Below are 14,073 nucleotides of genomic sequence, written 5' to 3'. Positions count from 1 at the left end.
AACGGTCTTTAAAAGCGGTCTTTAAAAGCAGCAGAATCAGAAATGTCCGGTGAAGCGATAGCGGCTGCCGGGATGCCAGAGATTGGCGATCGAGGCGACCTGGCTTTGCGACCACGTGCGCCGATGCAGCACGAGGCACGGTTCGAGTTCATCCATCGTCAGCAGCTCGCGGGTATCCGCATCCGCAGCCAGGGCTTCGATGCGGTACTCGACGCGCTGCAACGGCGCCACTCGCACCAGATACTGATTCGGTGTGGTGTTCGTGAAGTCCTGCAAGGCGTACTCGGGCGCGACCGCCGGGTTGACCCAGCGCTCTTCGAGTTGCACCGGCTCGTCGTTTTCGAAATGCAGCACGCGTGAATGAAACACCGGACTACCCGCGCTCACCTGCATTTCTTCGGCAAGCGCTTCATCAGCGATGCTCGCGCCGATGTGCAGCACGTTCGCCTGATGGCGATGACCGCGCGCGACGATTTCGTCGGAAATGCTGCGGATCGCCACCAGGGTCGATTCGTACTTGGGCCGGGCGACAAACGTGCCCGAGCCCTGCACGCGCGTCAGCACCTGCTCCGAAGTCAACTCGCGCAACGCGCGGTTGACCGTCATGCGCGCCACGTTGAATTCGCGGGCGAGCTCGTTTTCGGAGGGCACCTGGTCGCCTTCAGCCCATTCGCCCGCGTGGATGCGGCCGAGGATGAAGTCCTTGATGCCCTGATAGGCCGGTGCGTTCATTGGCTTGATTGGCGTGCTTGAAAACGTGATGTTCGAGCTTATTGCTCGGACGCGAACGAGAACGGGCTCAGCTTCGCGATCGTGCCGTCCTGCACGAGACGCGTAACGGCCGCGATATCCGGTGCGAAATAGTGATCGAGCTCGTAATGCGCGACGTCCTTGCGCACTGCGTCCATCACTTTCTGCAGGCTCGGGCTGGTCTTGTGCGGCGCGCGCAGATCGACGCCTTGCGCGGCGGCGAGCAACTCGATCGACAGAATGTTCGCGACGTTTTCAGCGATGTCGCCAAGCTTGCGCGCAGCGAACGTCGCCATCGAAACGTGGTCTTCCTGGTTCGCGGACGTCGGCAGCGAATCGACCGAAGCCGGATGCGCGAGCGTCTTGTTCTCGGAGGCGAGTGCTGCGGCCGTCACGTGAGCGATCATGAAACCTGAGTTCACCCCACCGTCACGCACGAGGAACGGCGGCAGGCCCGACAGCGTCGCGTCGATCAGGAGCGCGATGCGGCGTTCGGCCAAGGCACCGATTTCCGCGACCGCAAGCGCGAGGTTGTCAGCGGCAAATGCGACCGGCTCGGCGTGGAAATTGCCGCCCGACAGCACTTCGCCCGTGTCCGGGAAAATCAGCGGATTGTCGGAGACGGCGTTCGCTTCGATCAGCAGCACGTCGGCCGAATGACGCATCTGGTCCAGACACGCGCCCATCACTTGCGGCTGGCAGCGCAGGCTGTACGGGTCCTGAACCTTGTCGCAGTCGGCGTGCGAGACATTGATGCCCGAGCCTTGCAGCAGCGAACGGTAAGCAACTGCCGCGTCCGTCTGGCCTTGATGACCACGCAGTTCGTGAATGCGCGCGTCGAACGGCTTGACCGAACCCGCTGCTGCATCCACCGACAAGGCGCCCGCCACCAGTGCGGTGCGGAACAGGTCTTCGATAGCGAACATGTTGTAGAGCGCGAGCGCGGTCGAGGCTTGCGTGCCGTTCAGCAGCGCCAGACCTTCCTTCGCTTGCAGCGTGAGCGGCTTCAGGCCGACCAGCGCGAGGCCTTCGGTAGCCGGCATGCGTTCGCCCTTCGCGAACACTTCGCCGACGCCCAGCAGGGTTGCCGACATATGCGCGAGCGGCGCGAGGTCGCCCGATGCGCCGACCGAACCCTTGACCGGAATCACCGGCAGCACGTCGGCGTTATACAGCGTGATCAGCGCTTCCATCACTTCGCGGCGGATGCCCGAGTGGCCACGGCCGAGGCTCGACAGCTTCAGCGCGATCAACAGACGCACGACCGGACGCGACATCGGCTCACCCACGCCGACCGCGTGCGACAGCACCAGATTGCGCTGCAGCAGCTCGAGCTGGTCATGCGGAATGTGCGTGCTGGCGAGGCGCCCGAAACCCGTGTTGATGCCGTATGCCGGCTCGCCCTTCGCGGCGATATCGGCGACGGCTTTGGCGCAGGCGTCGATGGCGGCGTGGCTGGCGGGATCGAGCTGCAGCGCGACGTGCTCGCGAGCGATCTGGCGCAGTTGCGGGAGGGTCAGGTAGCCGGGCTTCAGAATCATCATGGTGTTGTGTCCTGTCTTGTCTATACAATTCAAGAGGAAGTCTAGCGGCGTCGGCTTGTATATACAACTTGTTTTTGCAGCTTCGGGCCTGGGAGTTTCCATTAGAGCTGGAGGCTTACGTGGCATGCATATCGCTTGAGCAGGGGATTTCGGGCGTCAGCGCGTGCCACATCGCATTCGTTCGTCGCGATAAACAACTTGTATATACACGTTCAAAATACAGGGCGGCAAGTGGACAAAAAACTCGACGCGATTCGCTACAACCTCACCCGCGCTGCCATGAAATCCAGGAAACACTGCACGCGCCCCGCCAGCGACGCGCTCTGGTAATACACCGCGCTCACCGGCTGCCGCTCATCCACCAGCACGTTGCCAAGAATCGGCACCAGCCGCTCTTCGCGCACGTCAGCCGCGGTCATGAAGTCGGCGAGACAGGCGATGCCCCATCCCGACAGCGCGAGCTGCCGCAAGGTCTCGCCGCTCGATGCGGTGATCGCCGGCTCGATCTTCAGCGTCTCGGACTTGCCCTTGCCACCCGCCCGCAACGGCCAGCGATTCAGATGCTCCGGCGCCGTGAAGCCGATCAGACGGTGCGAGCGCAACGCTTCCACCGAACGCGGCTCGCCGTATTCAGCCAGATACGCCGGACTCGCGAGCACCCGCAGCTTGCTACTGCCCAGGGTGCGTGCATGCAGGGTCGAATCCTGCAACGCGCCGATGCGGATCGCGATATCCACCTTCTGTTCTAGCAGATCGACGATCCGCTCGTTGCTCGTCAATTCCAGACGAATCTCCGGATACAGCGCTGAAAACGCCTTCATGTGGGGCGCCACGCAATGAAGCATGAACGGTGACGCCGCATCGACACGCAAGCGCCCCGAGGGCCGCTCGCGTCCACGCGTGACGGATTCCTCGGCCTCTTCCATCGCATCGAGAATCGCCCGCGCCCGCCGCAGGAACGCCTCGCCCTCTTCGGTCAGTTGCAAACGGCGCGTGGTACGCCTCACCAGCGCGGTGTCGAGTTTCTTTTCGAGGCGCGTGAGGGCACGGCTCACGCCCGAGACGGTCTGCTGTAATTTCTCGGCCGCCGCAGTGATCGAACCGCAGTCGATCACCGTCGCGAACACCAGTAATTCGTCAGTGGAAGTCTTCATTGTTGATTTCAAATCAAGATTGATTTGAGACTAACACGCTTTTTGCGAGAATCAAGACGGTGGATACTGCGTCCATGTCATCGTATTTCCGGTGTTTCCACCTTAGGAGAACGTCTTGAAGATTTTCATTACTGGCGCAAGCGGCTTTATCGGCGGCTCGATTGCGGCGCACCTCGTGCGCGCCGGCCACCATGTGCGCGGTTTGATCCGCAAACCCGAACACAGCGCTGAATTGCAACGCCTCGGTATCGAACCCGTCATCGGCACGCTCGACGACCGCGAACTGCTGATCACTGAAGCCAAAGCCGCCGACGCAGTCATCAACGCCGCGAGCAGCGACCATGAAGGCGCAGTGAAAGCGCTGATCGACGGCCTCGCTGGTTCCGGCAAACCGTTTCTGCATACGAGCGGCTCGAGCATCGTCGGCGATGCCTCGGGTGGTGAAGCGGGCGAGGCGCGCATCTATCACGAAGACGCCCTGCCCAAGCCGACCGCGGACAAAGCGGCACGCGTCGCGATCGATCAACTCGTACTCGACGCCGCGCAGCAGAACATCCGCTCGGCGGTGCTGTGCAACACGCTGATCTATGGCCACGGCGACGTGCCGGGCAGCGCAAGCGTGCAGTTGCCGCGACTCGTGCGTCAGGCGCAAAAGAGCGGCGTGGTGCGGCATGTGGGCAGCGGCGGCAACATCTGGTCGAACGTGCATATCGGCGACGTCGCCGAACTCTATCGCCTTGCGTTGGAGAAGACGCCCGCAGGCACCTTCTACTTCGTCGAAAGCGGAGAGGCATCGTTTCGCGACATGAGCGCTGCGATCGCGCGCGTGATGAAACTGGGCGAGGCGCAAGACTGGCCGCTCGCAGACGCGCAGAAGGAATGGGGTTACGAAATGGCTTCGTACGGACTCGGTTCGAACAGCCGCGTGCGTGGTGAGCGTGCGCGCAAACTGCTCGGCTGGCAGCCCAAACGCACGTCGGTGATCGACTGGATCGAGCACGACATGATGGCCGCCAAGTGAGGTCCTCCAGGCCGTAATCCATGTAAGCCCAGGCGTAGCAAATCCGTAAGCTCAACTCGCTAGAATCCGGCTCACGTAATAGCGCGATTCGACCATACGAGTCGCGCGTAAGCCCGGATTTGATCGATGACCTTGGCGTTGAATTTCGACTGGCTCACCAACCTGCTGGCGATTATTTTCGTCGTAGCGTGCTTGTACGATGCTCGCTACGACGAGTACGGCACGTTGACGCTGTCCGCGGCCGTGATGAGCCTTATCGTGATGGCGATCGAACTGTTCCTCAAACCCGCCTTCGACATGGCGTTATGAGTTCGGCGCTGCGCGCGGCAGCGCCATCAGTTATCAAACCGCGACTTCCGGCGGCGCACGGCGGAAACAGCGCGTGATCCAGCCGAGATAGCACAAGCCCAGCACGAACCACACCGCGCCGAGCACCAGTGCGGTTTTCTCCAGACTCACCAACAGCCAGATATCCGCAATCGCACCAGCCAGCGGAAACACCAGGCCGCCGATCACACCCATCGCATTCGCACTGCCCTTCGCGTTGAAGAACTGCCGGATCACACACAGATTGACCGCGGTGAACGCGAGAAACGCGCCGAAGTTAATGAACGAGGTCGAGGTCGCCACGTCGAGCTTCAGCGCGACAAGACCGATTGCACCCGCGATCGCGATGTTCAGCGCCGGCGTCTTGAACTTCGGATGCACGAAACCGAAGATGCGCTTGGGCAAGACTTCGTCGCGTCCCATTGCATACAGCAGACGCCCCACGCTTGCCTGCGCCGAGATGCCCGAGGCGAACTGCGCGAGAATCAGGCCGGCCAGAAACACCGTCACGAAGATATCGCCGCCGACTTTGCGCGCGACTTCGAACGCGGCCGAATCCGGGTCCTTGAACACCGCACCCGGATGCGCGAGCTGCACCGTGTACGCGGCAATCACGAAGATCGCGCCGCCGATCAGCGCAATCAGCACAATCGCGCGCGGCATGGTCTTTTCAGGGGCGATGGTTTCTTCAGTCAATGTCGACACTGCATCGAAGCCGAGATACGAATAGGCGGCAATCGCTGCGCCCGCCATCGTCGCTGACAACGGCACATGCGGCTTGAAGAACGGTTCGGCCGAAATCAGGCCACCGGGGCCAACCGCCGCGGTCACATAATGGCAGCACAGCACGACGAACAAGGCGACGATCGCGAGTTGCACGACCATCAGCACGATGTTGAAACGGTTCGCGAGTTCGATGCCAAGAATATTCAGCGCGCTCGTCAACACAATGAACGCGACGATCCAGATCCAGCTCGGAATGTGCGGAAACGCGGCGCTGAGATACGCGGCGCCGATCAGCCAGATCACCATCGGCAGGAAGAAGTAATCGAGCAAGGTGGCCCAGCCGATCATGAAACCCAGATGCGGATTGAAGCTTTTGCGCGTGTATGTGTACGCTGAACCCGCTACCGGGAAAAGCCGCGCGAGCTTGCCGTAACTGAGCGCGGTGAACACGATCGCGATCAGGGCAATCAGATACGCGAGCGCGGCGGTGTCGTTGCTGGCGGTCGCCAGCACGCCGTAGGTGCCGTAGACGATCAGCGGCGCCATATAGGCGAGGCCGAACAGCAAAACCGAAGGCAGGCCGAGTGTGCGTTTCAGATGCGCGCTTTTGGGCGCGGCAGGTGCGCCGGCGCGCTCCGTGGGGGATGTCGGGGTCATGCGGTGTCTCCTCTTGCGAATGGGCGAGCGTCGTCGAGGGCGACGTTGAACGCGCCCGGGTCGGGTTTTGTCGATCAGTCTTGCAGGGTGCGCGGAAGTCGCGCCGATGATGCTTTGCCTAACGTGGTGCGCGCGGGTGTGGATGCGTGCTTATGCACGCCTACACCTGCGCACGCGCCTTAGCGCGTTCGGATCACACGCGCACGTTGCCCTTGCTCGCCGTCTAGCGTCGCGAGGTCGAGTGAAATGCGCGCGTCATGCAGATAACGATAGTGCTCGCGCGCGGCCTCGAGACGCGCGGGATCGAGCGTGGCGCGCAGGACCGTTTCTTCATGGCCGGCGTCGCACACCACATCGCCTAACGGATCGATCAGCGCCGATTCACCGGGGAAGGTGAGATTGTCGTCGCCCGAACCGATGCGATTCACAAGCGCCGCAAACATCTGATTCTCCATCGCACGCGCCACGATTGCGCGGCGATGCACCGGCCCGAACGGGTCCATATTGCCGTTCGTCACGATCAGCAGATCGGCGCCGAGCGAGGCAACCGCGCGCGCCGTTTCCGGAAATTCGATGTCGTAGCAGACCAGGATGCCAACGGTCAGACCCTTGAAGCTGCACACTTCGTAGCGGTCGCCCGGTTCGAACACACCGACGTCCGACGCCCACAGATGCGTCTTGCGATAGCGCAGCGCGATCTCGCCGCGTTCGTCGACCAGGACCGTGGTGTTGAAAAAGCGGCTGCCGTCACGCTCGGCGAGACCGACCGCCACCGCAACCCGTGCTTCGCGCGCCGCATTGCGCACAGCGGTCAGCGACGGCCCGTCAATCGGTTCGGCCACGTCGGCGATGGTGTCGCGCGTCGGAAAGCCCGACAGCGTGGTCTCCGGAAACACGATCAGATCGGTTCCGGGCGTGCGCTGGCCGATGGTCTGCAGCACGCGTTGCACGTTTACCCCGCCCATGCCCACGGCGCCATCTACGATCGGGATCTGTGCCAGTTCGAGTTGAAGCATTTTGTCTCCTATGCTCAGCAATCTGCTTCGCGTTAAATAGCGGCTGTTGTCAGGCGCCCGCGTTTCAGGTTGGGCCTATTATTACCAGACATATTTTTGACCGTAATCACCCGGCAGGGTTACCCTCAACGGAGCACGCATGGAACTCGAATGGCGCGATCTGGCCTTTCATCGCGAGATCGGCGCGGTTATCGAAGCACTCGACAGCGCGCAATTCTGGACTCGCCTCACACGCGCGCTCGAGCGCTATGTCGTGTTCGATAACTGGGTCGCTCTGCGCTTCACACCTGGCGTGGCGCCGCTCGTCTGTGCAGAATCGCCCACACCGGACGGCACGGTGGACGTGATGTTCCAGGACTATCTCGCCGCGCTCTATCAACTCGATCCGTTTTATATCGCCGCGACCGAGAAGCCCGCATCGGGTTTCGTCACGCTGGCGGACGTCGCGCCCGACAACTTCTCGATGACCGACTACTACCAGCGGTACTTCAGGAAAAACATCGTCGGCGATGAAGTGCATTTCAACTACATGATAGACGCGAGGCATACGCTGGCGTTCTCGCTGGGCGCAACGCAGCGCTATGGCGAGCGCGATCTGGCGGTGCTCGCGCTCTGTGCGCCATGGGTGATCGCGCTACTGCGGCAGCGCTTGCCGTATGAGACATTCGATGCGCCGGAGCCGGCCTCGAGCGAGGCCGTGACGCAAGCAGCGATCAATACGGACGCCCCTGCGGACACGCCCACCTATGCCGCGCGTTTCGAGCAGGTGTCGTCGGTGGGCGGGCGCTCGTCACTCACCGCACGCGAAGTGGAGGTGGCCATGCTTACTCTGAGCGGATTTTCAACGCGCGCCATCGCGGAGAAACTGACGATCTCGTTCGAGACGGTGCGCGCGCACAAGAAGCACATCTATACGAAGCTCAACGTCAACTCGCAGTCGGAGTTGTTCGCGCTGTTTTATGAAGCGGGACGCAAAGGGGCATGACGTCCCGCTTATTCCTGGCCGGCGCGCGTCAATGGCTGCACGCGGCGCAACCGGCCGCCTTCTCCTCATAGCGGTCGTGATGCTTGAGCCACTCACCCATATTCTTCTTCTCCTCGCGGCCTTTCGGCACCACATCGAGATGCGCGTACGCGCTGAGGAACTGCTCACCGCCGCGTCCGTAGGTGGAATACGTGTGATAGACATCGCCCGCTGCGTCCTTGTAAAACACGCTGTGACCGGGTAGCTCGTCGATGCCGACATCCTGCTCGGTGAAGTTGTAGAACCCCTTCTTGCTGGCGATTTCTTCCGGTGTGAACGACACGTGATAGTCGAAATTGAAGTCGCTCTCATTCGACGATACCCACGGAAACTTCCAGCCCATGCGTTTTTTGAACGTCTCGATCTTCGCGAGCGGCCCACGCGAGACTGCCACGTAGGATACGTCGTGATGTTCGAGATGCGTCAGGATGCCATCCATGTGATCCGACACGAACGAGCAGCCGAAACAGCCCTCTTCCCAATCCGGACCAAACATGAAGTGATAAACGATCAATTGGCTACGGCCGCCGAACAGGTCGGCGAGTGTTTTGGGGCCTTGCGGCGTGTCGAATACATAGGTCTTCTCGACCTTCACCCAGGGTAGCGCCCGGCGTTTGCGGGCGAGTTCATCGCCTGCGCGTGTGTACGCTTTCTCTTCGACTAATAGCGCCTTGCTGGCGGCCAGCCATTCTTCCCGGGTACCGATACGATGTTGCGGATCCATGTGCGTCTCCTTTTCTGCGTCATACAGGTTAGATAGAGCAAATCACGCGAATTCAGGCGAGGTAGCGTTCCAGCGCATCGAGACCGTGGCTCAAGCCAGTCGGATGCATCCATGTCACGAATTGCGCCGCTTCCGTAGAGGCGCGGCAGACTTTCGCGGGCGCGGCGTCGAGACGACGCTGGTGGGTGTGGCTGGGTTTGGCGGACATGGCGGCTCCTCTTCGACGAAAGCAGCAAGACGATCGAGTGATTCGGACCAGAAGCGCTGATAGCGGGTAAGCCATTCCATGGCTTCCTCCATCGGTCCGGCTGACAGGCGGCACGCCACCGTGCGGCCGGTTTTGCTGCGCGTGATGAGACCGGCCTCGGACAACACGTCGAGGTGTTTCATCACTGCGGGCAAAGACATCGCAAACGGCTCGGCGAGTTCGCTGACCGACAGATCGTTCAGTTGAGACAGACGCGCGAGCAACGCACGCCGCGTCGGATCGGACAGCGCGGCAAAGGTGCGATCGAGTAATGTTTCATTAAACTTAACCATGAGGTTAAGTATAGAAACACGCGTGAGGATGTCAAGGACAGGTGCGCACTTTTCTCAAAGCGCACAGGAAGCGGAAGGTGCTAAGGGGATGCTGAAAAAAGATACGCGGCGCATCGCAGATCGAACCCTGCGATACGCCGCGTCAAGGTGGAGAACAACCGACTACACGTTCGAGCGAAGCGGCAAGGCAAGCCCGCCCCACTCTCGCGTTACAGCAAACCGCGTAAAACTCAATGCGGCAGAATCAGATGGCCCAACCGCCAAGATAGAAGCCGACCAGCACGACAGCGATAACAACCGTGCCGACGTTCAGCTTGCGATACTCGCCGCTCACCACGCGGCCGATCACCAGCGTCGCGAAGCCGAGCATGATGCCCGTCACGATGTTGGCGGTCAGCACGATGAACACGGCGCACATCAGGCCCGACATCGCGTCGACCATATCGTCCATATGCAGCTTGCTCACGTTCGAGAGCATCAGCAGGCCGACGTACATCAGCGCCGGAGCCGTTGCATACGAAGGCACGAGACTGGCCAGCGGCGAGAAGAACATCACCACAAGGAACAGCAGACCGACCACCGCTGCGGCCATACCTGTCTTCGCGCCGGCTGCAACGCCAACCGTCGATTCGATATACGCGGCCGCCGGTGCGCCACCGAGCAGGCCCGAGAAAATCGAGCTCAGCGAATCCGCCGTCAGCGCACGGCCACCGTTGATGATGCGGCCGTTTTCGTCGAGTTGACCGGCTTGTCCGGCGACGGCGCGAATCGTGCCGGTTGCGTCGAACACAGCCGTCATCACGAGTGCCAGCACGCTAGGCAGGACCGCCATCGAGAGCGCGCCCTTGATGTCCATCGCGCCGATCAGCGAAGCGTGACCCGGTGCGCTCAGCGAAGGCACCGCAAACACGCCGTGGAACACCACCGCCGGATCGATTGCGAGCGCAATCAACGAGATCACGACGATCACGATCAGGATCGAACCCGGCACGCGACGGCGCACCAGACCGAAGATCGCAGCCAGACCCGCCACCGACATGATCGCCGGCAACGCCGTGATGTTGCCCAGTGCCACCGGCAAACCGGCGCCCGGATTCTTGACGACCAGACCTACGTCGTTCGCGGCGATCAGGAGCAAGAACAGGCCGATGCCGATCCCCGTGCCGTGCGCGATGCCGGTCGGCAGATTGCGCAGAATCCACGAACGCACGCCCGTTACCGAGATTCCGGTGAAGACGACACCCATCAGGAACACTGCACCGAGCGCGACGTTCGGATGCAGACCTTTACCGAGCACGAGGCCGAACGCGGTGAACGCAGTCAGCGAAATCGCGCAGCCGATGGCGATCGGCAGGCGCGCCCACACACCCATCAGCAGCGAACCGAAGGCGGTCGTCAGACATACGGCGACAAACACCGCGCTGGTATCGAAGCCCGCTTTGCCGAACATGCCCGGCACGACGAACACGGAATAGACCATCGCGAGGAAGGTCGTGATGCCCGCAACAATTTCCGTACGCTGCGAACTGCCGCGCGAAGAGATTTCGAAGTAGCGGTCGAGAAAGCCCTTTCCGTCGAATGATTCGGCGCCGACTTCAGAAATCGGTTGGGCGTGGGGTTCCATCATGATGAGTGCCTCCTTTATCAGCGTGCTGAAACGGCCCGGTTTCCGGCCGCCATCAGGTTCGTCTCGTTGCGTTGATCTAATGTGGTGTGGCAAGGTTTGAACGTCGGCTTGCGATGCGTCAGACAACCCGCATGCTCCGTTCTTCTTTTGCTGTCCCGAAATGTAGGGCAACACAAATATGTCTCCCATCGCATGAATGGCATGCTCGACATGTCGCCATGCTTATATCGTTTAAGGGACGGCAAACCATGGGGACACTCCGCGCGTTTACACCTACGGTTTGTCATCGAGTTGTGAAAGGGTTTTGAGGGGTTCGACGCGCAAAAACGGGCCTACGTCCCGGCCGAAAGTACACAGCGCGGCATGAATCGTGCGCCGCGGACACCTGTCAGAAAGCCTGCAAAACCGGGCCGCCCCGGCGCCGCGGGTTACACTCTGGCCCTTACCTGAGTTAAAGCGTGACTTAACTGCGGCGGTCCACAGCGCCCGTCCGCACTGGCCCATGGAGTCCTTCTTGATGAGCGGCGGTTTCTCGCGTCCTGCCTGGCGTCTTCTGCTTCTTGCTGTGTTCGCGCTGTTCGCGCTGTCCGGTTGCAGCCTGCTGTGGGGCCCGCAACAGGCGCCGATTGTCGACGCCACGGTGATGCCCGTCGAACCCGCGAGCGCGCCCGTAGCCGCCTCCGCGCCGGAACCGGCCGAGACTGAAGCGGCCGAGCCCGAGCAGCCGAAGAAACCGAAGAAGCCGGTCGTCAAGCCACGCAAGGTCGAACCTCCGCCGCCGGTCGCCACGCCCGCGCCGCCTCCTCCCGCGCCCGCGCCGCTGATCGTGCTGCGCACGATCGAGCGCAGCGAAGCGCGCGCCCTGCTCGATAGCGAAGTGCAGAAGCCCGACGGCAAAGTGGTGGGCCGCGCGGTCGATCTGATCGCCGATGCGAGCGGCAAGCCACGCGAAATCGTGGTCAATCTGCAGGGTTTCCTTGGCGTCGGCGATCGCAAGGTCAATTTCCCGTGGAACGCGTTCCGCTTCACGCCGACCGCGAAGACCGCGCCGATCACACTCAACGCGACAGCCACGCCGACTCCCGCGGCGAAGTCCGCCGCCGTGCAATTGCAGCTGATCGACACCGACGTCGAGCGCTCTAACGGCGCCAAGGTCGGCCGCGTGATCGATGTGCTGATCGACGCCAACGCGCAGCCGCAGGCGGTCGTGCTCGACGTCAACGGCATGGTCAGCACCGAGCGGCGCACGATTGCCGCCAACTGGTCGGCCCTGCGTTTCGTCACGAAAGACAAGGAACTGCATCCGCTGATCGATCTGAGCGATGCGCAGATCAACGCGACGCCGCCGTACGCCAACGACAAGCCGATCCGCGCGGTGTCGCCCGCGCCGCCACCCGCTCCCGCTTCCGCGCCTGCTCCCGTCGCTCCCGCCACTGCGGCTTCTGCCGCGCCGGCCACAGTCACGGCGGGTTCCAACACACGGGCGGTCCGATGACAGGCCGCACTTTGGTCACCGCGCGAAGTCTGCGCGCACTCGATTGGCTGAATTTTTTCGTCGCCAACGTGCAGACGGGTTTCGGGCCGTTCATTGCGTCGTACCTCGCCTCGCACAAGTGGACCCAGGGCGAGATCGGCATGGCGCTGTCCGTCGGCACTATTAGTGCGATGGTCAGCCAGGTGCCGGGCGGCGCTGCTGTCGACGCACTGCGCAACAAGAAAGGCGCTGCCGCATGGGCGATCTTCGCGATCATCTTCAGTGCGGTGCTACTGGCGGCGAGCCCGACGGTGCTGCCGGTGATTGCCGCCGAGGTATTCCACGGCTTTGCCAGTTGCATGCTGACGCCGGCGTTGGCCGCGATTTCGTTCGCTCTCGTGGGGCGCGCGAATCTGGGCGACCGGTTGGGGCGCAATGCGCGCTGGGCGTCGATCGGCAGCGCCGTCGCGGCCGGCTTGATGGGCGTGTTCGGCGAATACTATTCGCCTCGCGCGGTGTTCTGGCTGACAGCGGCGCTGGCGGTCCCTGCACTGTTTGCGCTGACGATGATCCAGCGTACCGACACGATCGAGCTGCCGAAAACCGGGCCCACACCGGCGCAGATCGAACGGCGCGAGAGTTTGCGCGAGCTGTTGCGTGACAAGCGGATGCTGTTGTTTGCGGCTTGTATCGTGCTGTTCCACTTGTCGAATGCGGCGATGCTGAATCTCGCCGCGGGTGAAGTGACGGCCGGCATGGGTGACAACGTGCAGCTCGTGATTGCCGCGTGCATCATCGTGCCGCAGGCGATTGTGGCGATGATGTCGCCATGGGTTGGGCGCTCTGCCGAGCGGTGGGGACGCAGGCCGATTCTGCTGCTTGGGTTTTCGGCGTTGCCGATACGGGCGTTGTTGTTTGCTGGAATCAGCAGCCCTTATTTGCTGGTGCCGGTGCAGATGCTCGACGGCCTGAGCGCGGCCGTGTTCGGTGTGATGCTGCCGTTGATTGCCGCCGATGTTGCTGGCGGGAAGGGACGGTATAACCTTTGTATTGGGTTGTTTGGGTTGGCTGCCGGGATTGGGGCTACTTTGAGCACGACTGCTGCTGGGTTTGTGGCTGACCATTTTGGCAATGCCGTGAGCTTTTTTGGGCTTGCTGCGGCGGGGGCGCTTGCCGTGCTACTCGTTTGGGCCGCGATGCCTGAGACGCGGGATGCGGCTGCTGGGGATGAGGCGGAGCCTTTGGGGGATGGGAAGTCGGCTGTTAGATGAGCTTGTTTTTTGCCTTTTGCGGCGGCATTTGGCCGGGGTCTTAGGGCTTTGGGCTTTCCTTGATCTGGCTTTGGTGCTTTTCCTTGAATTGTTAGTGGTCTATTAGCGTTGCCCCTGTGCGGGGCGGCACTGTAGTGGTCAAGTAAACCTGGACACCCGGAAAGGGGAATATTTAAAAAAGTGAAGCTTCGCATCGTGCCGGCGGCTGACCGCCTGCT

Annotated in this window: 13 protein-coding genes; 5 read left to right on the top strand and 8 right to left on the bottom strand. The window is 61.9% G+C overall.

The genetic code is table 11. The features are described 5' to 3' along the window. Positions 1-36: 36 nt before the first annotated feature. The 3 genes from hutC to KHO30_RS38275 form a co-directional block, all read right to left on the bottom strand. The gene (gene hutC / locus KHO30_RS38285; protein ID WP_054040559.1) at positions 37-732 is read right to left on the bottom strand and encodes a histidine utilization transcriptional repressor HutC; all 696 of its coding nucleotides are present in this window, start codon (positions 730-732) and stop codon (positions 37-39) included. Positions 733-770: 38 nt separating this feature from the next. Beyond that, the gene (gene hutH / locus KHO30_RS38280; RefSeq protein WP_211704011.1) at positions 771-2,294 is read right to left on the bottom strand and encodes a histidine ammonia-lyase; all 1,524 of its coding nucleotides are present in this window, start codon (positions 2,292-2,294) and stop codon (positions 771-773) included. Positions 2,295-2,551: 257 nt separating this feature from the next. Next, positions 2,552-3,448: a LysR family transcriptional regulator gene (locus KHO30_RS38275; protein WP_200652160.1), complete on the bottom strand. Its 897-nt coding sequence runs from the start codon at positions 3,446-3,448 to the stop codon at positions 2,552-2,554. Positions 3,449-3,563: 115 nt separating this feature from the next. Here KHO30_RS38275 and KHO30_RS38270 point away from each other — a divergent pair, with 115 nt between their 5' ends. Continuing rightward, positions 3,564-4,469 carry an NAD-dependent epimerase/dehydratase family protein gene (locus KHO30_RS38270; protein ID WP_093646757.1) on the top strand — a complete coding sequence of 302 codons (906 nt, stop codon included), beginning with the start codon at positions 3,564-3,566 and terminating at the stop codon, positions 4,467-4,469. A gap of 126 nt (positions 4,470-4,595) precedes the next feature. Then, entirely contained in the window at positions 4,596-4,778 is a 183-nt protein-coding gene (locus KHO30_RS38265) for a hypothetical protein (RefSeq protein WP_093646755.1), read from the top strand. 33 nt (positions 4,779-4,811) lie between these two features. Here the strand turns inward: KHO30_RS38265 and KHO30_RS38260 are convergent, their stop codons facing one another. Both KHO30_RS38260 and KHO30_RS38255 read right to left on the bottom strand, forming a co-directional pair. Beyond that, on the bottom strand, positions 4,812-6,179 hold the full coding sequence (locus KHO30_RS38260) for an APC family permease (protein WP_211704010.1): 1,368 nt from the start codon (positions 6,177-6,179) through the stop codon (positions 4,812-4,814). 179 nt (positions 6,180-6,358) lie between these two features. Then, positions 6,359-7,195: a carbon-nitrogen hydrolase family protein gene (locus KHO30_RS38255; protein WP_211704009.1), complete on the bottom strand. Its 837-nt coding sequence runs from the start codon at positions 7,193-7,195 to the stop codon at positions 6,359-6,361. Positions 7,196-7,334: 139 nt separating this feature from the next. Between KHO30_RS38255 and KHO30_RS38250 the strand changes: the two genes are divergently transcribed. Further along, positions 7,335-8,180 carry a response regulator transcription factor gene (locus KHO30_RS38250; protein ID WP_211704008.1) on the top strand — a complete coding sequence of 282 codons (846 nt, stop codon included), beginning with the start codon at positions 7,335-7,337 and terminating at the stop codon, positions 8,178-8,180. A 28-nt stretch (positions 8,181-8,208) separates the two neighbouring features. Here the strand turns inward: KHO30_RS38250 and KHO30_RS38245 are convergent, their stop codons facing one another. The 3 genes from KHO30_RS38245 to KHO30_RS38235 all read right to left on the bottom strand — a co-directional run bounded on the left by KHO30_RS38245 (position 8,209) and on the right by KHO30_RS38235 (position 11,110). After that, complete coding sequence (locus KHO30_RS38245; RefSeq protein ID WP_211704007.1) at positions 8,209-8,943, bottom strand: DUF899 domain-containing protein; 735 nt, start codon at positions 8,941-8,943, stop codon at positions 8,209-8,211. 114 nt (positions 8,944-9,057) lie between these two features. After that, positions 9,058-9,483 (bottom strand): ArsR/SmtB family transcription factor, encoded by a 426-nt coding sequence (locus tag KHO30_RS38240; RefSeq protein ID WP_200622673.1) that lies wholly within the window; start codon positions 9,481-9,483, stop codon positions 9,058-9,060. Positions 9,484-9,727: 244 nt separating this feature from the next. Then, positions 9,728-11,110, bottom strand: a complete 1,383-nt coding sequence (locus tag KHO30_RS38235) for an NCS2 family permease (RefSeq protein ID WP_074286043.1) — start codon at positions 11,108-11,110, stop codon at positions 9,728-9,730. 517 nt (positions 11,111-11,627) lie between these two features. Between KHO30_RS38235 and KHO30_RS38230 the strand changes: the two genes are divergently transcribed. Both KHO30_RS38230 and KHO30_RS38225 read left to right on the top strand, forming a co-directional pair. Beyond that, entirely contained in the window at positions 11,628-12,605 is a 978-nt protein-coding gene (locus tag KHO30_RS38230) for a PRC-barrel domain-containing protein (RefSeq protein ID WP_093646739.1), read from the top strand. Beyond that, positions 12,602-13,855, top strand: a complete 1,254-nt coding sequence (locus tag KHO30_RS38225) for an MFS transporter (protein ID WP_093646737.1) — start codon at positions 12,602-12,604, stop codon at positions 13,853-13,855. The genes KHO30_RS38230 and KHO30_RS38225 overlap by 4 nt, the downstream gene beginning before the upstream one ends. Positions 13,856-14,073: the final 218 nt, after the last annotated feature.

It is taken from the genome of Paraburkholderia aspalathi (genome assembly GCF_905220735.1).
Lineage (GTDB): Bacteria > Pseudomonadota > Gammaproteobacteria > Burkholderiales > Burkholderiaceae > Paraburkholderia > Paraburkholderia aspalathi.
This window is presented reverse-complemented; position numbering and strand designations above follow the sequence as displayed.